Source organism: Streptomyces sp. NPDC104106 (assembly GCF_055584345.1).
The window spans coordinates 26,015-45,419 of the sequence record NZ_JBVJMF010000034.1 but is presented as its reverse complement, the minus strand read 5'-3'; the positions used below and the strand labels follow the sequence as shown (position 1 = coordinate 45,419).

At 69.1% G+C, this 19,405-nt stretch carries 19 protein-coding genes and 3 pseudogenes; 5 read left to right on the top strand and 17 right to left on the bottom strand.

Features of this window, described 5'->3' with window-relative positions; all coding sequences use genetic code 11:
• Window positions 1-179 precede the first annotated feature (179 nt).
• The 7 genes from ACZ60X_RS42520 to ACZ60X_RS42490 all read right to left on the bottom strand — a co-directional run bounded on the left by ACZ60X_RS42520 (window position 180) and on the right by ACZ60X_RS42490 (window position 8,882).
• Entirely contained in the window at window positions 180-1,334 is a 1,155-nt protein-coding gene (locus tag ACZ60X_RS42520) for an amidohydrolase family protein (protein ID WP_469610959.1), read from the bottom strand.
• On the bottom strand, window positions 1,282-3,282 hold the full coding sequence (locus ACZ60X_RS42515) for an acetoacetate--CoA ligase (protein WP_469610957.1): 2,001 nt from the start codon (window positions 3,280-3,282) through the stop codon (window positions 1,282-1,284). The genes ACZ60X_RS42520 and ACZ60X_RS42515 overlap by 53 nt, the downstream gene beginning before the upstream one ends.
• Window positions 3,279-4,121: an SMP-30/gluconolactonase/LRE family protein gene (locus ACZ60X_RS42510; RefSeq protein ID WP_469610955.1), complete on the bottom strand. Its 843-nt coding sequence runs from the start codon at window positions 4,119-4,121 to the stop codon at window positions 3,279-3,281. The genes ACZ60X_RS42515 and ACZ60X_RS42510 overlap by 4 nt, the downstream gene beginning before the upstream one ends.
• Entirely contained in the window at window positions 4,118-5,605 is a 1,488-nt protein-coding gene (locus ACZ60X_RS42505) for a bifunctional 3-(3-hydroxy-phenyl)propionate/3-hydroxycinnamic acid hydroxylase (protein ID WP_469610953.1), read from the bottom strand. Before ACZ60X_RS42505 ends, ACZ60X_RS42510 begins: the two co-directional genes overlap by 4 nt.
• A gap of 11 nt (window positions 5,606-5,616) precedes the next feature.
• Window positions 5,617-6,840, bottom strand: a complete 1,224-nt coding sequence (locus ACZ60X_RS42500) for an MFS transporter (protein ID WP_469610951.1) — start codon at window positions 6,838-6,840, stop codon at window positions 5,617-5,619.
• A 263-nt stretch (window positions 6,841-7,103) separates the two neighbouring features.
• Window positions 7,104-8,030: a VOC family protein gene (locus tag ACZ60X_RS42495; protein WP_469610949.1), complete on the bottom strand. Its 927-nt coding sequence runs from the start codon at window positions 8,028-8,030 to the stop codon at window positions 7,104-7,106.
• Between the two features lie 15 nt (window positions 8,031-8,045).
• Window positions 8,046-8,882, bottom strand: a complete 837-nt coding sequence (locus ACZ60X_RS42490; protein ID WP_469611003.1) for a fumarylacetoacetate hydrolase family protein — start codon at window positions 8,880-8,882, stop codon at window positions 8,046-8,048.
• Window positions 8,883-9,000: 118 nt separating this feature from the next.
• Here ACZ60X_RS42490 and ACZ60X_RS42485 point away from each other — a divergent pair, with 118 nt between their 5' ends.
• Complete coding sequence (locus tag ACZ60X_RS42485; protein ID WP_469610947.1) at window positions 9,001-9,711, top strand: GntR family transcriptional regulator; 711 nt, start codon at window positions 9,001-9,003, stop codon at window positions 9,709-9,711.
• Window positions 9,712-9,987: 276 nt separating this feature from the next.
• On the opposite strand, the gene ACZ60X_RS42480 is transcribed toward ACZ60X_RS42485, so the two are convergent.
• From ACZ60X_RS42480 to ACZ60X_RS42470, 3 genes and pseudogenes are all read right to left on the bottom strand, one after another.
• Window positions 9,988-10,047 (bottom strand): hypothetical protein, encoded by a 60-nt coding sequence (locus ACZ60X_RS42480; protein ID WP_469611001.1) that lies wholly within the window; start codon window positions 10,045-10,047, stop codon window positions 9,988-9,990.
• Complete coding sequence (locus tag ACZ60X_RS42475) at window positions 10,020-10,262, bottom strand: hypothetical protein (protein ID WP_469610945.1); 243 nt, start codon at window positions 10,260-10,262, stop codon at window positions 10,020-10,022. The genes ACZ60X_RS42480 and ACZ60X_RS42475 overlap by 28 nt, the downstream gene beginning before the upstream one ends.
• Window positions 10,239-10,292: pseudogene (locus tag ACZ60X_RS42470) on the bottom strand (hypothetical protein); the annotation flags it as partial. The pseudogene ACZ60X_RS42470 and the gene ACZ60X_RS42475, both read right to left, overlap by 24 nt.
• Before the next feature lie 413 nt (window positions 10,293-10,705).
• Between ACZ60X_RS42470 and ACZ60X_RS42465 the strand changes: the two are divergent.
• Genes ACZ60X_RS42465 through ACZ60X_RS42455 form a run of 3 tightly spaced genes read left to right on the top strand, consistent with a single transcriptional unit; the run spans window position 10,706 to window position 12,373 of the window.
• Window positions 10,706-10,858, top strand: coding sequence for a hypothetical protein (locus tag ACZ60X_RS42465; protein WP_469610943.1), 153 nt, complete (start codon window positions 10,706-10,708; stop codon window positions 10,856-10,858).
• A gap of 52 nt (window positions 10,859-10,910) precedes the next feature.
• Window positions 10,911-11,759, top strand: a complete 849-nt coding sequence (locus ACZ60X_RS42460) for an oxidoreductase (protein WP_469610941.1) — start codon at window positions 10,911-10,913, stop codon at window positions 11,757-11,759.
• The gene (locus ACZ60X_RS42455) at window positions 11,759-12,373 is read left to right on the top strand and encodes a TetR/AcrR family transcriptional regulator (RefSeq protein ID WP_469610939.1); all 615 of its coding nucleotides are present in this window, start codon (window positions 11,759-11,761) and stop codon (window positions 12,371-12,373) included. The genes ACZ60X_RS42460 and ACZ60X_RS42455 overlap by 1 nt, the downstream gene beginning before the upstream one ends.
• A 524-nt stretch (window positions 12,374-12,897) precedes the next feature.
• Here ACZ60X_RS42455 and ACZ60X_RS42450 read toward each other — a convergent pair.
• From ACZ60X_RS42450 to ACZ60X_RS42440, 3 genes are all read right to left on the bottom strand, one after another.
• Complete coding sequence (locus ACZ60X_RS42450; protein ID WP_469610937.1) at window positions 12,898-13,377, bottom strand: hypothetical protein; 480 nt, start codon at window positions 13,375-13,377, stop codon at window positions 12,898-12,900.
• Window positions 13,344-13,688, bottom strand: coding sequence for a hypothetical protein (locus ACZ60X_RS42445; protein ID WP_469610934.1), 345 nt, complete (start codon window positions 13,686-13,688; stop codon window positions 13,344-13,346). Before ACZ60X_RS42445 ends, ACZ60X_RS42450 begins: the two co-directional genes overlap by 34 nt.
• Window positions 13,689-13,804: 116 nt before the next feature.
• The gene (locus tag ACZ60X_RS42440) at window positions 13,805-14,224 is read right to left on the bottom strand and encodes a carboxymuconolactone decarboxylase family protein (RefSeq protein ID WP_469610932.1); all 420 of its coding nucleotides are present in this window, start codon (window positions 14,222-14,224) and stop codon (window positions 13,805-13,807) included.
• On the opposite strand from ACZ60X_RS42440, the pseudogene ACZ60X_RS42435 reads away from it, so the two are divergent.
• Window positions 14,165-15,146 (top strand): annotated as a pseudogene (locus tag ACZ60X_RS42435) (IS630 family transposase); the annotation flags it as partial. The gene ACZ60X_RS42440 and the pseudogene ACZ60X_RS42435 sit on opposite strands and share 60 nt — an antisense overlap.
• 85 nt (window positions 15,147-15,231) lie before the next feature.
• On the opposite strand, the gene ACZ60X_RS42430 reads toward ACZ60X_RS42435, so the two are convergent.
• The 4 genes and pseudogenes from ACZ60X_RS42430 to ACZ60X_RS42415 all read right to left on the bottom strand — a co-directional run bounded on the left by ACZ60X_RS42430 (window position 15,232) and on the right by ACZ60X_RS42415 (window position 19,178).
• Entirely contained in the window at window positions 15,232-15,921 is a 690-nt protein-coding gene (locus tag ACZ60X_RS42430) for a response regulator (RefSeq protein WP_469610930.1), read from the bottom strand.
• A complete protein-coding gene (locus ACZ60X_RS42425) occupies window positions 15,918-17,135 on the bottom strand; it encodes a sensor histidine kinase (RefSeq protein ID WP_469610927.1) in 1,218 nt (405 codons plus the stop codon). The genes ACZ60X_RS42430 and ACZ60X_RS42425 overlap by 4 nt, the downstream gene beginning before the upstream one ends.
• Window positions 17,136-17,226: 91 nt before the next feature.
• Entirely contained in the window at window positions 17,227-17,814 is a 588-nt protein-coding gene (locus ACZ60X_RS42420) for a hypothetical protein (RefSeq protein WP_469610925.1), read from the bottom strand.
• Between the two features lie 360 nt (window positions 17,815-18,174).
• A pseudogene (locus tag ACZ60X_RS42415) lies at window positions 18,175-19,178 on the bottom strand (IS5 family transposase).
• Window positions 19,179-19,405: the final 227 nt, after the last annotated feature.

The following is a 19,405-nucleotide window of genomic DNA, read 5'->3' as shown; positions in this document are numbered from 1 at the left end:
CGGCTGTCGGCTGACTCCGATGCCCGGCCGAAGCAGCAGAACAGGGAGTCGCACCGGCGGGGTCTGGCGCTCCTGTTCGGCGAGCATCCCACGGCTGCCGAGCCGCCGCCCGCCACGCTGTCTTCTCCGGACCAGACCCCCTGCCCGAGCTGGGCGACCTTGCCGACGAGGCGCTGCGGTCAGATGCGCAGCACACGTCTGGCGTTCAGATGGGCAATCTTCTCCTTCACCTGGGACGGAAGGTCAGCCTTCTCGATCGAGGCCACCGCGTCGGCCGTAACCTCGTACGGGTAGTCGACCGCGAACATGACCGCGTCGGCCCCGATGGTCAGCACGGCGGCTTGTACGGCCTCCGGGGCCAGTACCCCGCTCGTGGTGATCAGGATGTTGCTCCCGAAGTACTGCGACGGCATCCGCTGGAGCGGTTCGTCGACCCGGAGCGAGCGGTAGCGCGAGTCGATGCGGGAGCGTTGGAACGGCAGGAACTCGCCGAGGTGCCCGAGGATGAGGGTTGCGGCGGGGTGCCGGTCGAACACTCCGGCATAGATCAACCGCATGGCGTGGCCGCCGGTTTCGGCCTGCCAGCTCCAGCTGGCCCCGTACATCTCGGGCCGTCCGCGCATCACGTGCCAGTCGTCGCAGGGCAGCGAGCCGGGATGCAGGTACAACGGCACACGGAGCTCTTCCAGCGCGCTCCACAGTTCCTCATATGCGGGATCGTCCAGGTATCGGCCCTGCGTGTGGTCGTTGACCAGGGCACCTTTGAATCCGAGCTGCTCGACGCAGCGCTGGAGTTCGGTCACGGCGGCGGCAGGGTCCTGCAGGGGCAGGGCGGCGAACCCCCTGAAGCGGGTGGGGTGGCGGGCGATGGTCCGGGCGAGGAAGTCGTTGGCGAATTGTGCGTTGTCGACGGCGGCGCCGGCGTCGGTGTCGGCTTGGATGCCGGGGACGCTCAGCGACAGGACCTGGATGTCGATGCCGTGTGCGTCCATGTCGGGAAGACGGTGCTCCTCAAAGTCACCCAGGCGTCGTCCCCAGTCCTTCACGTACTGGTCGCTGACCTGGATCTTCTGGGGCGACGGGGGTTGGCGCGAGAACAACTCCGGGATGATGAAAGCTTCTTCCAACGCGATGTAGGTCATGGCAGGGCTCCTTCGTCGTGCCTTGTGGTGGTGTGGCGGTGATCGGAGGCGGCAGGCAGGTCTCGGACGAACTGGCCCCGCTGTCAGGAACGATGCTGCTGGCCTCGGCCTCGGGCAGCCCGGGGCAGCGTTCAATGCTCTAGGGTCTGCCGTTCGCTGATCGGGACGGAGCGGAACGGAGAGCGGTGCCACGTCGCGTACGGTGAGCGGCGCCGATCCGTGCGTACCAGTCGATGAGTTCTGGTCTGTCGACGCTGCCGGGGTCGACCACGGTGTCCTGAGCGTCTCCGCGCAGCAGACGTTTCACGGGGACTTCGAGTTTCTTGCCGGTGCGGGTGTGCGGGATACCGGGGGCTTGGATGATCTCGTCGGGTACGTGGCGGGGGGAGGCTCCGTGGCGTATGGCGTTGCGGATCTTCTCGCGCAGCACGTCGTCGACGTCGGTGCCGTCGGTGGTGGTGACGAACAACGGCATCCAGTAGTCGCCGCCGTCCTGCTCGATCCCGACGACGAGAGCTTCCGCGATCTCCTCGAGCTCCTCCACCGGGCCGTATATGTCGCTGCTGCCCATGCGTATGCCGTGGCGGTTCAGGGTCGCGTCAGACCGGCCATGCATGATCACCGAGCCCTGATCGGTGATGGTGATCCAGTCGCCGTGCCGCCACACTCCCGGGTATACGTCGAAGTAGGCGTTGCGATAGCGGGAGCCGTCCGGATCGTCCCAGAAGAAGAGCGGCATCGACGGCATCGGCCGGAGTACCACCAGTTCCCCCACCTCGCCCCGCACCGGCTTCCCGTCCGGGCCGAAGGCTTCCACGGACACGCCCAGGCAGGGGGCGGACAGCTCCCCGGCCCAGACCGGAGTGGTGGGGGTGGCACCGAGGAACGCGGTGACCACGTCGGTGCCGCCGCTGGTACCCACCACCTGTGCCCGGGGCCCGAGCTCGCCGGCGACCCAGTGCTGCAGGTCGCCGGGGAACGTCGAGCCGGTGACGCCCAGGCGCTCGAGCGAGGCCGGACAGTGGTCGGTGATCCGCACGCCGGCCTTGCGACACGCCGCCAGGTAGCCGGGGCTGGTACCCAGGACCTTCACCTCCAGGCCGGCCGCGAGCTGCCAGAGCGCATCGGTGCCGGGATACGTAGGGCTGCCCTCGTAACACACGGCTGTGGCACCCAGCAGCAGACCAGCGACCAGGACGTTCCACGTCATCCAGCTCGGCGTGGTGTGCCACAGCAGGCGGTCCCCGGCGCGCAGGCCAAGCTGCAGGCCCAGGTTTTTGAGGTGCTCGAGCACGACCCCGCCGTGCCCGTGCACGATGCCCTTCGGCCGTCCGGTCGTGCCCGAGGAGAACACGACCCACAGCGGATGGTCGAACGGAACGGGGCGGGGTGCGAAGTCGGCGTCGTGTTCGGTGAGCGCGGACCACCCGAGGGCGCCGGGCACCCGTGTCGCGTCCCCTACGACGATGGTCGCCGCCAGGGTCGGCAGTGCGTCGCGCAGGGCTTGTACGTCGGGGCAGCGGTCGATGTGCTTCCCGCCGTGGAGGAAGCCGGTCGCGGCGATCAGCACGGTCGGCCGGAGTTGTGTGAACCGTGCTGCGGCCGCGGCCGCGGTGTAGTCCTGCCCGCACACCGCCCAGGTCGCGCCCAGGCTGGCAGTGGCGAGGAAGGCGGTGATGGCCTCTACCCCGTTGGGGAGGTAGCCCACCACCCGGTCACCCATGCGCACGCCGAGTCCTGTGAGTGCCTGCGCGAGTGAGGCGACCTGGCGGCGCAGTTGGTGCCAGGTGACGGCCACCGGGCCGGTGTCCTCGGTCACCGTGATGACGGCGGTGTCGGTGCCGGTCCGGTCGCGGAACACCTCGGCCGTGTAGTTCAGCGTGCTGCCGGGGAACCACACGCTTCCCGGCATGGCCTCGGTCGCCAGCGCGGGTCCCGCTGGGCGCTCGGGCAGACGGAAGTAGTCCCACACCGCGGCCCAGAAGCCGTTCACGTCGTCAACCGACCACCCCCACAGCGTGTGGTAGTCACCGCTCAGATCACGTCCTGCGCGCTGTGCGGCGAACCGTGTGAAGTCAGTGATCCGGGCACTTTCGACAGCCTGTGTCGTCGGGGTCCAGTCCGGTGGCTTCGTGCTCATGAGGTGTCTCCCGCCTTCGCTACTTCGAGCAGTGCGACCGTCGTGTGCACTGCCTTTGTGGCCATGGCCTCGCCTAGGGGGAGGCCATGGGTGTCGGCGAGGGTGACGAAGAGCCGGTTCCCGCCGTCGCCGCAGCATGCGATCGGCAGCAGCGTCCCGGTGCCGATCGAGGTGACCAGCTCGTTCTCCCGCACCAGGGCGACGGTGTGTCCGGTCGTGGTGGCCACCCAGACTCCCTCTTGTGTCGCCCAGATTCCGTCCGGCCGGACGTCGTCGCCGATCAGCCGGGCGAGGTCGGCGTAGGTGCGACGGTCCGTGAGGGCACCGTCGTCCGCGACGGTGAAGGCGGTCAGTCGTTGCCGGGGGGTCTCGGCGACAACCAGGGTGCGGCCGTCGCCGGCGAAGGCCAGCCCGTTGGGGAACTCAACGTCTTCGGCGGCCACCTGTACCGCTCCGTCTGCGGCAACGCGCAGCAGCCGACCCGGTCGCGATGGCTCACCGGCGTGCGCGGCGAAGCCGACGTCATCCACGTAAAGGTTGCCGTGCGGGTCGCCGACCATGTCGCCGAGCGGACCGGTGGCCACCGCGCTCAGGTCCGCGTAGGTGTCGAACTGCTCACCGGTCCACACGCCGATACGCCGTTGATGCATCATGGCCCCGACCAGCCGCCCGTCCGGCAGGAACCAAAGGCCGTTGGGGACGGCATCCAGCGGGATGCCGCGCCAGGGGCCGTCGTGGTCGGTCCACAGCTTTCCGCCCTGGGTGTCGGACAGCCACAGTGCACCGCGCTGCCAGCGGGGGCCCTCCCCCCACGTCATTCCGGCCGCGTACTCCTTCACGCGCCCACCTCCTGTACCGATGCCGTCCGCGCCAGGTCGCGGGTGGCACGCTCCAGTTCCGCCGTGTCGGCGACGAGCGCGAAGGTGTAGCGATCCGGACGGATGATTGCCGCTGCCGCCGCGTGTTCGGCCAGCCAGCGGTCGATGGCCGGCCCCGTCTCCGGGACGGCCACTACGCCGAGTTGGCGCCATAGCTGCCGCACGTCCACGGACACGGCGGAGGTGACCTCCGGCTTCCCCACGACGGTGAAGCCATATCCGGTCACATCGTCCAGCTTCTCCCCGTTCGCGCCGCGTGGCTGCGGGCTCAGTTGCCCGATGGCTCCGCCGGGCCGGGCAACCACGCCTGGCCCCAGCAGCGGCCGGTACCTCTCGATCGTCTGCGTTCCGTTCAGCTCCGGGAACGCGCCCATTCCGAGGGCTTCGATCAGGTTGGACTGCCGAGCGGATTCCTCGATGTAAGGGCGCACGTGCGCAGCCCGCTCGCTTTCGTAGGTGTCGAGCAGGGCTTGGGGACTCTCGCCCTTTACCACGGCGGCGAGCTTCCACGCCACGTTCGCGGCATCGCGCAGCCCGGAGCACATGCCCTGACCGAGCATGGGAGGCATTTCGTGCGCGGCGTCGCCGGCGAGCAGCAGGCGGTCGGACCGCCAGCCGTGCACGAGCCGGGCGTGCCATTCGTAGGTGTCCGTACGCATGATGCGGTAGCTGCCCGGCTCCAGCCAGCGGCTCAGGAGGTCGTACACCGACTGCGGTCGTTCGAGCTCTGCCGCGTCGTCCTCGTCGAGCAGCATGAACTCGAAGCGGAGCATGGGCGGGAAGATCGGGACGTAGGTCACGGGCCGCTTCCCCTCGCACCAGATGAATCCGCTGTCCGCAGGGAGTTGTGCAGGGTGTTCGAAGGGGTGGATGTCGACGATGAGGGATCGCTGAGTGCCGTGGAGGTCCTCGACTTCGGCGTTCATCGCCTGCCGGACGAAGGAGTTGGCGCCGTCCGAGCCGACGGCGTAGCCGGCCGTGAGAGTGGTTTCGGCTCCGGTCGACCGGTCGAGCAGCGTGAGCCGCACCGCTTTGTCGTCCTGCTCGATCGCGGTGGCCGTCCAGCCGAACCAGAGGTCTGCGTTCGCGTCCGCCGCCAGCAGACCCCGCAGCCGCGACTCGAAGTCGGGCTGGTGGAACTGGTAGTCGGTGCGCCAGCCCTGGTCGGATTCCTCCTCGGGCAGCGTCTGCTGGAGGAAGGCCTGCCCGTCCTCCCGGTGCAGTGTCCAGGCGGCTTGGCGCAGGAACCGGTGTTCCATGTCCTGCGCGCCGAGGGTCTGCAGAAGGCGCATGGTCTCGTCGTCGAGATGCGTGGCGCGCGGATGCTGGCAGACGAGCCGGTTGGGGTCGATGGCGGCGACCCGGAGCCCCTTCATGGCCAACAGTCGTGCGAGAGCCAGTCCGACCGGGCCGCAGCCGACGACGGCGACGTCGTAGGTATCCATGATGCGCTCTTTCATTGTGTGTGTCCGGCCGTCGGCTCTTCGGCGCGCGGCGCGGGGGCGAGACGGCCCTGGTTCTGGGATGTCCGTCCGCCGACAGCCAGGGCGAGGGCTGCGCCGAGGACGGCGGGGACGGCGAAGAGGACGAAGTTCCAGCGGGGTTCCAGGCCGGCCGCGAGGATCCAGCCGCCGAATGTGGGGCCGGCGATGGCGCCGATGCGGCCCACCCCGAGCGCGACACCCACCGCGCTGGCCCTCGCGGTCACCGGGTAGGAACGTGAGATGTACACGTTGATCAGTCCCTGGACGCCGACCGCGCCGCAGCCGCCGACTACCACGATGCCGTAGAGCACCGGCAGCGGCAGTGGGGCGCTCATGGCGACGATCGCGGCGGCTCCGAGGGCGAAACTGGCCGTGATCGGGCCCCTCGATCCGGCACGGTCGGCCAGCAGCGCCATCGCGAGCCCGCCGACGGTGGCACCGAGGTTCAGCAGCACGAGGAAGGTCTGTGAGTCCTGCAGCGGATGGTCCGCCGTCTGCATCAGCCGCGGCAGCCAGGTGTTCATGCCGAAGATGAGCAAGAACGACAGGGCCGCCATGGCGCAGAACATCAGGGTGGTGCCGCGGTAGGGCGGTCTGAGCACCAGCCGGACACCACGGTTGCCGAGGTCGGGGGCCGACGCGCTGACGGCCTGGTGGTACTCCGTGGACTCGGGCAGCCAGACGAAGGCCATGGGCAGCAGAAGCAGACCGGCGATGCCGCCGACCAGGTACTCCTGGTGGAAACCGTGCCCACTCAGCAGTGTGTTGGCGACGAGGGCCGCGAACGAACCGCCGATGGCGGTCCCACACTGGACGATGCCCGAGTAAAGGTTCTTTCGCCTGTCCGGGGCCAGTTCGAAGATCAGTGGGCCCATCGCCGGGTAGATCGCACCGACACCGAGCCCGACGACGAGTCGGCCGGCGCCGAACAGTGACGGAAGGGGTGCCACGGCGCAGGCGAACATCCCGGCACTGACCACCGCGATACTGATCAGGGTCGTGCGGCGCCGGCCAAACCGGTCGGTGAACTGGCCGACCAGCAGGGAGCCGACGAGCATGCCGATCGGAGTGAGGCTGCCGAGCAGGCCGACGAAGGCGACGGAGAGGTGCCAGGGACGGTAGCCCAGCAGTAGCGGAGTGGTCGCACCGTAGGCGACGAGGTCGAAGCCCTCCAGCGTCATCACAGCCAGGCCCACGGCGAGTGCGGTGCCTGACCGCGATGAAGGGCCCGGGGACGGTCGGCCGCGCCGACGGACGAAGGCTGGTGTGCTCAATGTTCCGGCTCCGATTTCAGCAGTCTCACCCGTCGCGACTGCTGACCGCGGCGCTGCGGGAAAGGGGGAGGTGTCTGTGTGCGGCTCGCCGACGGCGGGTCGGCGCAGGAATGCGGCTCGGGGCCTCATCCGTGTGATGCGGGCGGGGCAACGCGCCTCGTCGCGGTTTACGGTGCCGGGCGCTCTCAGTTACTGGCCTTATGGGCGCCTGCCATCAGCGCGGCCAGGTCTTCGGGAGCGAGGAACGACGGCGGCGGCGGAGGCCCCCAGGTGTAGAGCGCCTGCATTCCTTCGAAGGATCGTGGCATCCACAGCTGGTCGTCGACGATGCAGTCCATGTCGGCGTAGTACTCGCTGAAGTTGCCGGCCGGATCCTTGAGGTACCAGAAGAAGTTCGAGCCGATGTGATGGCGGCCGAGCCCCCACACATGGCGTTCCGGGTGCTCGGTGAGCATGCGCGTGGCGCCCCGGCCCACCTCGTCGACATCCGTCACCTGCCAGGAGGTGTGGTGCAGGAAGTTGAGCGGCGCCTGCTGCACCAGGACGTTGTGGTGGTCGGTGGAGCAGCGCAGGAACGCGGCTGAGCCGGGCACAACATCGCTGACCTTGAATCCGAGTCCTTCGGTGAAGAACCGCTGTGTCGACTCCTGTTCCACCGAACCGATGACGACGTGGCCCAGGGCCAGGGGCCGGACCGGGTCGGTGCGGGAGAGTACGGGTGCTCGGGTGCCGGCACGGTCCAGGCGTCCGGGACCGTTGTACGGGGTGGCCGGCACGGTGATCCGGGTCAGCCGGGGTGCGATGCGCACTTCCACCGAGATACCGGCGATGGGTTCCGTGGTACGCAGGGCGTTGGCGTCGCGTTCGCAGGACAGCTCGAGCCGTTCCAGGTTCGCGGCGATCCGGTCCAGGTCGTCGCCGTCGTCCGCGGCGACCGTCATCGCCAGCAGGCGCCGGACGGGGGAATGTTCGAGGAAGAACTGTTCACCGCCTTCGACGGTGAGGAACCGTCCGGGTGCCACCTGTTCGAGTCCGAAGTCGACGTAGTAGTCGGCAGCCTCGGCCACGTTCGGCACGCCGACGGTGAGTGACTGCAGTCTGTGCAAGGCCATGGTGGTGCCCTTCTCTCAGGCGGCGACGCAGGTCTGCCGGAGCTGTCCTATGCCCTCGATGCGGGTGATGACCTCGTCTCCTGGCCGCAGATAGCGCTGAGGGGTGCGGGCGTGTCCGACTCCCGCGGGAGTGCCGGTGAAGATCAGGTCGCCCGGCAGCAACGGGCAGACCGCGGACAGCCTTTCGATCAATTCCGCGACCGGGAAGATCATCGACGAGGTGCGGGACTTCTGGACGCTCTCCCCGTTGACGAGGCATTCGATCGCCAGGTCGTCCGGATCCGCGAACTCGTCGGCCGTGACCAGTACCGGCCCGGTCGGCGCGAAGCCGGGGAAGGACTTGCCGAGGGAGAACTGCGGGACGGGGCCGACGGACTGCACCTGGCGCTCGGAGTAGTCCTGCCCCGCGGTCAGCCCGGCCACGTAGGACCAGGCGTCCCCGGCGGCCACGTGCTCCGCCCGGCGCCCCATCACCACCACAAGCTCGGCTTCCCAGTCGACGCGGCCGCTGGGCAGCCTCAGCTGCGTGTCCGGGCCCGTGAGGGCCGTGGCGAACTTGGTGAAGACCGACGGGGACTCAGGCGCCGCCAGGCTGGCCTCTTCGGCGTGGCCGCGGTAGTTCAATCCGATCGCGAACACCTGCCGCGGCGTCGGCGAAACGCTGCCGTCCGGCCCAGTCGATCCGTGGGCGCCTGCAGGCTCCAGCTTTGCAGCCCACGACCGGAACGCGTCCCACTCCTCGAACACTGCCAGCGGATCAGCCGAAAACCGACCGGCACTGGCTTGCTCGACATCGATCACCGCCTCTCCGGTCACCAGACACATCCGTCCGGATCGGGTCGTCGTCCTCATGGTGCGTTGCCTCCGGTGCTCTTGCCACTGAATGCCTGGAGTCAACGCCCTCCCCGTCGATACGTCAATGAAATCTCGAGATTTTTTTAAAATACCTAGAGGGGCTAGTATCTTCGACATGACCACGACCCGCTCCATGACACGCGCCGAGGAGATCTACAGGCGGCTGCGCGCGGACATCCTCAACGGACGGCACGAGCCCGGTTCACGTCTGCGCGTGGAAGCCCTGAAGGACACCTATGGCGCCAGCAGCGGGGTACTACGGGAGGCGCTGCCCCGGCTGGTCGGCCAAGGACTGGCGACCTTCGCGCCGCAGCAAGGGTTCCGGGTCGTCACCGTCTCCCCCGAGCGCCTGCAGGAGCTGACCGAGGCCCGCGTATTCATCGAGACCCACGTGGTCCAGGAGTCCGTCGCCGTCGGCACCATCGAGTGGGAGTCCGATCTGCTCGCGGCACACCACCATCTCGCCCGCACTCCGTACTTCAGCGACGACGGAGCCCTCAGCGAACGCTGGCTGAACGCCCACGCCCGCTTCCACCGCGTCCTGCTGGAGGGATGTCCCAACCGGCAGCTGCGGGACATCGCCGCACAGCTGCGCGATGCCGCTGAGGTCTACCGTTGCTGGGCCCGCACACCGGCCGAGCACAGCCACCGCGATGTCGCCGCAGAACACAAGATGATCTGCGATCGCGCCATCGCCCGGGATGCACCGGGCGTCGTCGAGGCACTCAGCCAGCACATCAACATCACCTCGCAACTACTGCTCGACGATTACGAACAGCACGAGGAAAAAGGCAAGCAGGACCCCGGCCCCCCATCTGGTTGTTGAAAGAAACGCGCGGGTCGGCGCGCCTGTCTCTCGCCGTGGTCTCGGCGGCGGTCGTTCACCGCGCCCAGGCAGTCGGTGTCGTCCAAGAGGCCGCGCGGACAGACTGCGCGAAGAACCCTGGCAGCAAGGCAGGCACAGGTTCCGGTGGTCATGGAATTGCGACGCTCTGGACACCGCCACCGCCGCCACCGGCCCCGCCCTGCAGCAGCTCCTCCGTGAGCTGGACCGCTTCGCGCACGAGGGGCCGACCAGGGAGGAGACGGCCGCAGCACTGCGCTACACGACCAGGAGCAGACCGAGGGTGTCGGTCACGATGTGCCGTTTGCGGCCCGGCACCTTCTTCCCACCGTCGTAGCCGCGTGCGCTGGCACCGTCGTGGCGGCCCGCACCGGCTGCGCGTCGATGATCCCCGCCGTGGGCTCGGCCTCGCGGTCCTCGCGCTCACGGACCTTCCCGCGCAGCCGGTCGTGGAACTCGGCGATCAGCCCGTGCTCGCGCCAGCGGCCGAAGAAGGCGTAAAGCCGGCCCCAGCCGGGGAAGCCCGCGGGCATCGCCCGCCACGAGGTCCCGCCCGCGACCAGGTAACGGATCGCGTCCAGCAGCTGCCGGTGACAGTAACCCCCCGGACCGTCCGCCCCGGCCCTGAAGCCAGGCCGGCACCGGCAACAACGGCCGGACCTCCACCCACTCCGCGTCCATCATGTCCGACGGATACCGGCGAACCCGATCAGGATGACCGGCCGCGTTGCCGTACACCTGCGTGAGGCAATCGCACGACACGGCGGGCGAGTTGAAGTCAACGGGCCCGAGCCGTACAACAACGACAACAGGGCCTCCGGAAACCGCTCCGAAGGGGGTCGCACCCCCGAGCTACCAGGAGGCCCTGCCTTCATGCGCGCACCGCTGGAAGATCACCCGAACAGGAACTCCGTTCGATCCACACGTTCCAAGACTGGTTGAGATACGGCTTCTCAGGCCCTCGCTGGGTGTCCCTGTGGTGATCGGGGAGCGGTTCTGGTTGTCGGCCTGGCTGCTGGGCATTGACGGCGCCGATCCGGACGGTGCGCGGCACGCGGATGGCCTGGGGTTGCATTCCGTGAGCGCTGCCAAAATCGACGCGGTAACGATAAAAATCGACACGGTGTAGACTTTCGCGAAGAGGGCGACCCGGCTCTTCGCGAGACCTCCCTGGAGGAACAATGGAGAAGCAGAACTGGCTCATCACCGGCGTCAGCACGGGCCTGGGGCGCGCTTTCGCCCAAGCCGCCCTGGCCGCCGGGCACACCGTCATCGGCACCGTCCGCTCCGAGAAGGACCTGCTGGCCTTCGAAGAACTCAGGCCCGGGCACGCTCACGGCCGTATCCTGGACGTGACGGACGATGACGCCGTCTCCGGCGCGGTAGCGGAGGTCGAGCGGAGCGTCGGCCCTCTGGACGTCGTCATCGCCAACGCCGGCTACGGCCTGGAGGGAACCTTCGAGGAAACCCCGCTGGCCGAGGTGCGACGGCAGTTCGAGGTGAACGTGTTCGGGGCGGTGGCCACCCTGCAGGCGGCGCTGCCCCACATGCGCCGCCGCCGCCGCGGACACCTGATGGCCGTCACCTCCATGGGCGGGCTCATGGCCGTGCCCGGCATGTCCGCCTACTGCGGCAGCAAGTTCGCCCTGGAGGGAATCCTGGAGGCGCTGGGCAAGGAAGTCGCGCAGTTCGGAATCCATGTGACGGCGATCGAGCCCGGCTCCTTCCGCACCGACTGGGCCGGACGGTCCATGACACGTGCCGCGCGGACCATCGACGACTACGACGAGTTGTTCACCCCCATCCGCGAAGCGCGGCAGAAGGCCAGCGGGAACCAGCTGGGCAATCCGGCCAAGGCGGGGGAAGCGGTCGTGCACATCACGACGGTCGAGCAGCCGCCGGCCCACCTCGTCCTGGGCTCGGACGCGCTGCGGCTGGTCACCGCCGCGCGCACGGCCGTGGACGAGGACATCCGCGCGTGGGAAACACTCTCGCGGACGACCGACTTCACCGAAGGCGCTCAGCTCTGATGCCCGGCCACCATTCCGCGCGCAGACGTCGCACCACCGAGCGCAAGGGGGATGCCCGGGAGCGGGCCATCCTCGACACCTGCGAAGCCCTGCTGGTACACAAGGGCTACGACGCCATGACCGTCGGCGACATCGCCCAGGGCGCCGGCATCACACGCGGCGCCCTGTACTTCTACTTCGGCTCCAAGCAAGAAGTGGTCACGGCACTCGTGGCCCGGACCGTCGAGCACCTGTGGGAACGGTCCCGGGCCACCGCGCAGACCGACGAACCACGCCAGGCCATCGCAGCAGCCATGCAGCGCACGGTCGAGCTGTGGAACGAACACGGCCCGGTCATGCGCACGGCGATCGACCTGTCGCTGACCGTGCCGGAGATCGGTGAACTGTGGAAGCACACGGCTGACCTGTTCATCGCGGCCATCACCGCCGTCCTGGAGCGCGCCGGCATCCAGGCCGGCGCTGCACCGGACCAGGCCTCGGCGATGGCACGCGCCCTGTGCTGGATGATCGAGCGGACCTTCTACCACGCTTCACAGGAATCCCGCGAGAAGCTCCAAGAGGCGTCGGCGACATGCGAACACATCTGGCTGACCAGCGCCGGCCTGATCACGTGAGGTATCTGCCATGGACGCGGTGAGGCGCGGAACCATGAAATCCAGGTCGAGCCTTGCCCCCGGTGAAGTGGACACCTGTTCGCGTCTTCGAATCGCACCCCGGCGGCACGCAGCCGCTCGGCGAACTCGTGGAAGCGCTGCTCGTCCGACAGCAGGCCAAAGCGCGGGACGGGCCCCGTGTGCTTCTCGACCAGGCTGGTACCCGCCGGTCGCGGAGCGCTCGGTACCAGGTGGGTGACCATCTGGTGTTCTTCGAGGTCCCAGTCCATCCGATGATCGGTGCTGCGGCCCTCGGGCAGGCCCAGTACTCGGCCGTAGAAGTGACGGGCGGCGGCGCCGTCGGCCTCGACGCAGGTCTCGATCGATACCGGGCCGGTAGGGACGATCTCGCTGTGCCGGTTCACGGGCTTCTCCGCTACCGGATGCCGTGGGTGAGCTCGACGCGGAGAAGGGCGGCGTTGCGGACGACGCCCTGCGGCGGGGCGGTCGTACCGCCGTCCGTGGTCACGTACAGCGTGCGGCCCTCATCGCCGGGCTCGCGTCCCCAGCAGGCGCTCGACGGGCCGACGATGACCGGGTCGAACGGCTTCGCCGAGCAGGTGGCGCACTTCGCTGCCGTGGCGGGGCGCCAGCGGCACGCGGTCGAGGGTGTTGGCGCGGTGCCGAGTGACGTAGGCGAAGCCGGCGTCCTCGTCGACGCAGAAGTCGTCGCCGTTGTCGATGGCAGCGGCGAACGCCGGCGGGCCGGAGGCGTCGAGGGTGGCCGGATCGACCGGGACGCGCATGAAGACCCGCTGCGCGGTGGACGTGTAGTACAGGTAGCCGGCCCGTGCGCCGTAGCGCACGCCGTTGACGCCGGGCTGCGGCGGCCAGGGCACCTCGCCGTCGGGGTCCGGGGCCATGGTGTCGTGCTCGGCCCAGACCCGCGCGGTCGCGCCGCGGGCCCCTTCGGTCAGGTCGACCCGCCAGATCAGGCCGGCGAAGCAGTCCGCGACGGCCAGCACGCCCGGCCGAGCAGGCAGCTGCCGTTCAGCGCTCGCACTCGGTCGTCGAAGGTGAAGATGGCCTCAGGGGTGACCGGGGTGCCCGGAGCCCAGCCCTTGAGATCGAGCCGGACCAGGTGGGACTCGTGCGTGGTGTAGCCCTCGGTGAGACTCAGGAGGAACACGTCCGGCTCGACCTCGACGATGCCGGTGACCGGGTGGTCGAAGGCGTGCACGAGCACCGGGTCGGCGAGCGCGCGGGCGGGGCCGGGAACGTACCAGAGCTCTTGCTGGAGCACGGCGATGATCAGCACCGACCCGTCGGCGCGCACGCCAGGTTCTCAAGGAAGTACTTCTCGGGGAAGTAGGCGACCGGGGTGACGGTGACCTCGGGCAGCGGGGCGATGGCCATGGCAGGCGCCTCACATTCGGATGGGTGTCAACGGTGCTACTGGTCGAGCCCGACGGCGTTGGACGGAACGTCGTAGGCCATCAGGGTGAGCGAGACGGCGGTGAACCAGCCCATGAGGACCGTGACGTCGACGAGACCGGCGTCACCGAGCAGTTCCTGGGCGCGGCGGAACAATCCCTGGGGCACCACGCGCGCCGCGGCCAGCGCCGAAGAGAGCTCGTAGACGACCTGCTGCCGCGGGTCGCCGAAGGCGGTCGGCAGGCCCGCGATCAGCGCCTCCGCCTTGGCCGAGTCGAGCCCGCCGAGCCGCACGCCGATCTTCTCGTGCTCGAAGCTGCTGTACGCGGCGCCCCAGCGGCCGCAGATCACCAAGGTCGCGATCTCGATCTCGGCCTTGTGCCGGTGATCGCGATGCTGGTGCAGGCCGACGAGGACACCGTCCGAGACGTGATCCACCGGTTCAACGAGATCGGCCTGGCCTGCCTGGACCCTCGGTGGGCGGGGGGCCGTCCCCGCCTGCTCAGTCCTGACGACGAGGACTTCGTCGTCCAGACGGCCACCACCCGCCCGACCAAGCTCGGCCAGCCCTTCACCCGCTGGTCCATCCGCAAACTCGCGGCCTACCTGCGGAAAGTGCACGGCCGCGTGATCCGGATCGGCCGCGAGGCGTTACGGTGCCTGCTCGCTCGCCGCGGCGTCACATTCCAGCGCACCAAGACGTGGAAGGAGTCGCCCGACCCTGAGCGCGACGCCAATCTCGACCGGATCGAACAGGTCTTGGAGCAGTTCCCGGACCGGGTGTTCGCGTTCGACGAGTTCGGGCCGCTCGGTATCCGGCCCGCCGCCGGGTCGTGCTGGGCCGAGCAGGTACATCCTGAGCGGCACCCCCCGACCTATCACCGCACGCACGGGGTGCGCTACTTCCACGGCTGCTATTCGGTCGGCGACGACAAGTTGTGGGGCGTCAACCGCAGGAAGAAGGGCGCCGCGAACACCCTGGCCGCGCTGAGGTCGACCCGGGGGCCCGCCCGGACGGCGCTCCGCTCTACGTGATCCTGGACAACCTGTCTGCGCACAAGGGCGAGACGATCCGGCGCTGGGCGAAGAAGAACCGGGTCGAGCTGTGCTTCACGCCGACCTACGCGTCTTGGGCCAACCCGATTGAGGCACACTTCGGGCCGTTGCGGCAGTTCACCGTCGCCAACTCCAACCACCGCAATCACACCGCGCAGACCCAAGCCCTGCACGCGTATCTGCGCTGGCGTAACGCCAACGCCCGCCACCCCGAGGTCCTCGCTGCCCAGCGTCGCGAACGTGCCCGCATCCGAGCGAGAAGGGCATCCGCTGGGGCGGGCGCCCCCACGCCACCGCGGCCTGAAGAACCCGGCGAACTGTGTCCTGGACGGGCGAAGCTGCCGCAGGGGGCAATGAGTTGGTCTTGAAGCTCTGAAGGGCCCGGCCCGTCACCCGTTCCACTGGGCTGGATCCTCCTCGGCGCGGATCCCATGCCGGTGTGCGTACACAATGGCCTGCGGGCGGTCGCGGCTGCCGGTCTTGGCAAAGATCTGATGGATATGGGTCTTCACCGTGGAGCGGCTCAGGTACAGCCTGGCGGCGATCTCCGCGTTGGACAGGCCCTGCGCGATCAGGCCGAGCACCTGGGCCTCGCGTTCGGTGAGGCCGTCGGGGAGGGCTGCGTTCTTCGCGGTGTGGCCCGGGTCGGTGCGGCGGCTTGCGTGGATCAGTCGGGCTGCGGCGATCGGGTCGAGCATGGCGTGGCCGCAGGCGGCGGCCTCGATGGCGCGGTGGATGTCCGCGGCGGAGGCGTTCTTGGTCAGGTAGCCGGTGGCGCCGGCTTCGAGTGCGGCGAGGATGGAGTCGTCGTCGGTATAGGTGGTGAGGACCACGACGGCCGTGGCCGGACGCTCGGCCCTGAGTCGGCGCGTGGCCTCGACGCCGTCGGTGCCGGGCATGTGAAGGTCCATCAGGACCACGTCGGCCTCGTGCCGGGCGGCGAGATCGACGGCCTGCGCGCCGTCCGCGGCCAATCCGGCGACGTGCACCTCGTCGACGGCGCCGAGGATGGTGGCCAGGCCCTCGCGGACGACCCGATGGTCGTCGGCGATGATCACAGAGATCGGTGTGGGGCTCATCGGTCGCTCCCGTCGCTGCGGTTGCCCAGGTTGCCCCGTCGGTAGGGGACGCGTGCGGCGACCCGCCACCCACCGTCGGACGTGGGGCCGGCCTGGAGATCGCCGCCCGCCTGCTCGACGCGTTCCCTCATGCCCTGGAGCCCGAACCCGCCGCCGCTCGCGTGCAGTGCCGCGGGTGTGTCCGGGGCCGGGGCGGGTCTGCTATTGCTGACCTGTACGGTCACGGCCCTGGGGCCGAAGCCGATGCGCACGCTCACGCGCGCACCAGGGGCATGTCTGGCGGCGTTGGTCAGTGCTTCCTGGGCGAGGCGGTAGAGCGCGAGCGTGGTGTCGGCGTCCAGCTCCTGCCAGCTGCCCTCCAGTTCGAGTTCTGCCTGGTGGAGTTCGCAGAGCCGTTCGAGCTGCGCGGCCAGCGGCGTGGCCTCGCCGCGCAGTGCGCGGACCGCCTGGCGTGCCTCGTCCAGGCCCGTGCTGACCAGCTCGTGGCCGAGCTCGATCTGTGTGATGAGCTTCTCGCGCGGTGCGTCGGTGCGGGCGAGGGTGTCGATCGCCGTGAGCTGGATCGACAGGGCGCCGAGGGTATGGGCGAGCACATCGTGGAGCTCGCGGCCGAGACGGTTGCGCTCACCGGCGAGTTCCGCCTCGGCCCGGGCGAGCTCGGTACGCCGGCGTTCCGTGGCGACCAGCGTGCTGTGCCGGGCACGCTGGTCGGTCTCGCGTCGGCTCGCACCGGCCACCAGTCCGGCGAGGGCCACGGCGGCGGTGCTCAACAGGCGCCCGGGAAACGGCCCGTGGGGGATCGCCGCGAGGCAATAGGCGACGGGACCGGCGGTGGACAGCACGAGGGCGGCGACCGGATCGAACGCGACGGCGGCCAGGCTCGCCGCCACGCCGGTGAAGATCAGCCCATTGGCGTCGGTGATCGCGAGCACCGCCCCGGCCGCGCACATCACCGCGGAGACCGCGGCCACGTGCGCACCCCGGGTACCGGGCAGGGTGCCGGCGATCAGGACCAGCCAGGCCAGCGCGGCGACGGCCAGGGCGACGGGCACCACGACCCCCGGGTCGGCGGGGAGCGTGGCGACGTTGATCCAGACCGACACGCCCAGCCCCGCCAGCATGGCCGCGGCACGCGCCCGCGGGTCGGGGATCATGCCGCTCAGCCCGATCCCGGGATGGTCCGCGGCCGGGCTGAATCTACTGGTGATACTCATCGGTCCTGATTATCCCAGGACGGCGTGCCTGAAGAGCGTGCCCGAAGCGCGCGGACAGTGCGGATGATCAGGGTGAGCAGCGGTGTGAGGATCACCGCGCAACGCCCATCGTATGCGCGGCGCCCACGACCGGCACGGCCTGGGCCCGGCACGCGCGGCCTCGCACCCACAGCCCCAGACTGCGGAACAGGCTCATGCTCACGGACAGGAAGATGAAGCCGTTCGCCAGAGCGGTGCCACTCAGGTGGTGGGTGGCCATGAACACGCCGAGCCCCACCGGAAAGACGTGCTGGGCGCCGTAGGCGAAGCCGAGCCGGGCAGCGGTCACAGCGATCCAGACCGCCGCGTAACCAGCCCCCGAGCGGCTGACCGCAGCGGGTCTGCCCGGGGTGGGCGAGGTGCGCGGCCAGTGCCATCGCCAATCCGGGTGGTAGGCGACGGACACCAGCAGCGGGCAGACCGAGAACAGCCCGAGCGCCGCCCCGGCCAGCGCGCTGACGCCCTGCAGCAGCAGGTCGTTGCCGCCGGTGGGCAGCGAAGTGAAGAAGAACGGCACGATGAGGGCGACGCTGATGATCGGCCGTCCCACCCGGAACCAGCCGATCTTGCGGCGGCCGAGATCGGATTCGAGCACCACGGCCAGGATCACCAGCTGCATGATCACGATGTTCGCTGTCATGCCCCCACCCTCGCTGCGATACCCGGTCCTGCCATCGGCCTGCGGGCTGGTCACCGGGTGGGGATGCGAGGGCGGGGGGTGGAGACCGCGGTCCACCCCCTCTGGCGATGGCCGCCTGTGGCATCGATTCATCCGGTCATCGCGTTTGCGTCCAGACCTCGATCAGGTCCTCGGGCTCCCACTCCTGGCGCATGTTCCCCTCCTGCCTGACGATCAGTGATAACCGCCACCCTGAAACAGGACCAAAGCCCTCAAGATCCCCTTCCGTTCAAGCACCACCCAGGCACCGCGCTCGCCACACCACTGACCGCCAACCCGGTGAACCTTCCTGGTCACAGCACTAGCTGTGTGATGTTGTGATCAACCATTTGTCTTCAGGAGGTCGTTGATCCAGATCATCGAGGCACGGAGGTGGAGGCCGGCAAGGTAGCTGTCGGGTGTCTTGTCGTAGCGGTCGCGATGCCCCGCCAGGCCTTCAGCTTGTTGATCAGTCGCTCGACGGTGTTGCGCTTCTTGTAGAGATCGGCGTCGTGGCGTGTGGGGCGGCCGCCCCGGCTGCCCTTCTTCTTCCGGTTGGCGGCCTGGTCCTTCTTCTCTGGGATGACTGCCTTGATGTTGCGTTTCCGTCAGACAGGACCGGTTAGCACGGGAGGAATATGCCTTGTCCGCGGCGACGGCGTCGGGCCGGGTCCGGGGCCGGCCGACGGGAAGACGGATGCGCACCTTCTGCAGCACGGGGACGAACTGCGGGCTGTCGGCGGCCTGTCCTGCGGTCAGCACGAGGGACAAGGGACGGCACTTGCGGTCTGCAGCGAGATGAATCTTGCTCGTCAGTCCGCCGCGGGATCTGCCGAGCAGGGCCTGGGTCAAGCGGAGCTTGCGCCGTCGCCTGATGTGCCGCCGTTCTTCCTGACCGGGGTGGTCACTGCCGTGCTGTCCGTTCTGTTCTGGCGGGCCGCCCCTTTTTGCCGGGCTCGTTCCTGTTCGACGGCGGACTCTTCAAGGGCGTCCAGGACCTCCTTGCCGATGCGCATCCCGGCTGCGTCGTGGTGCGCGCGGGCCGTGGTGGAGTCCACGCTGACCAGGGATAAGTCCGTCTGTCCCTGGCGGGCGGCCTCGGCGATCAGGCCTTCGAGGAGTGCGGTGAAGACCCCGGCGTCCCTCCATGCCCGGAAGCGGCCGTAGACCGTCGGCCACGGGCCGAACTCGCCGGGCATCTCACGCCACTGGCTGCTGGTACGGAACCGCCAGATCACCCCCTCAACCTGATCCCGCAGTCGCTCGGGGTACGGCCCGTACTCGCCTATCGGCAGGAACGGCTCGATCAACTGCCACTGCTCACCGGTAAGTTGCCTGCGTGTCACGATCGACTTCCTACCGGATCCCCCTTCCCGAGGGACCCGGACCGGCAAGATTGATCACGACATCACACAGGCCCTAGCCACCTCAACCCCGAGCGCCGTGGCCCCCCCCCCCCGCGGGGGCCCGCGCGCCCCCCCCCCCCCGGGCCGGGGGGGGGGGGGCGCGATACCCGAGCGAAGTCGTCGAAGGACAGTTACCACCCCACGCCCGGCCCGTAGTAGGTCACACG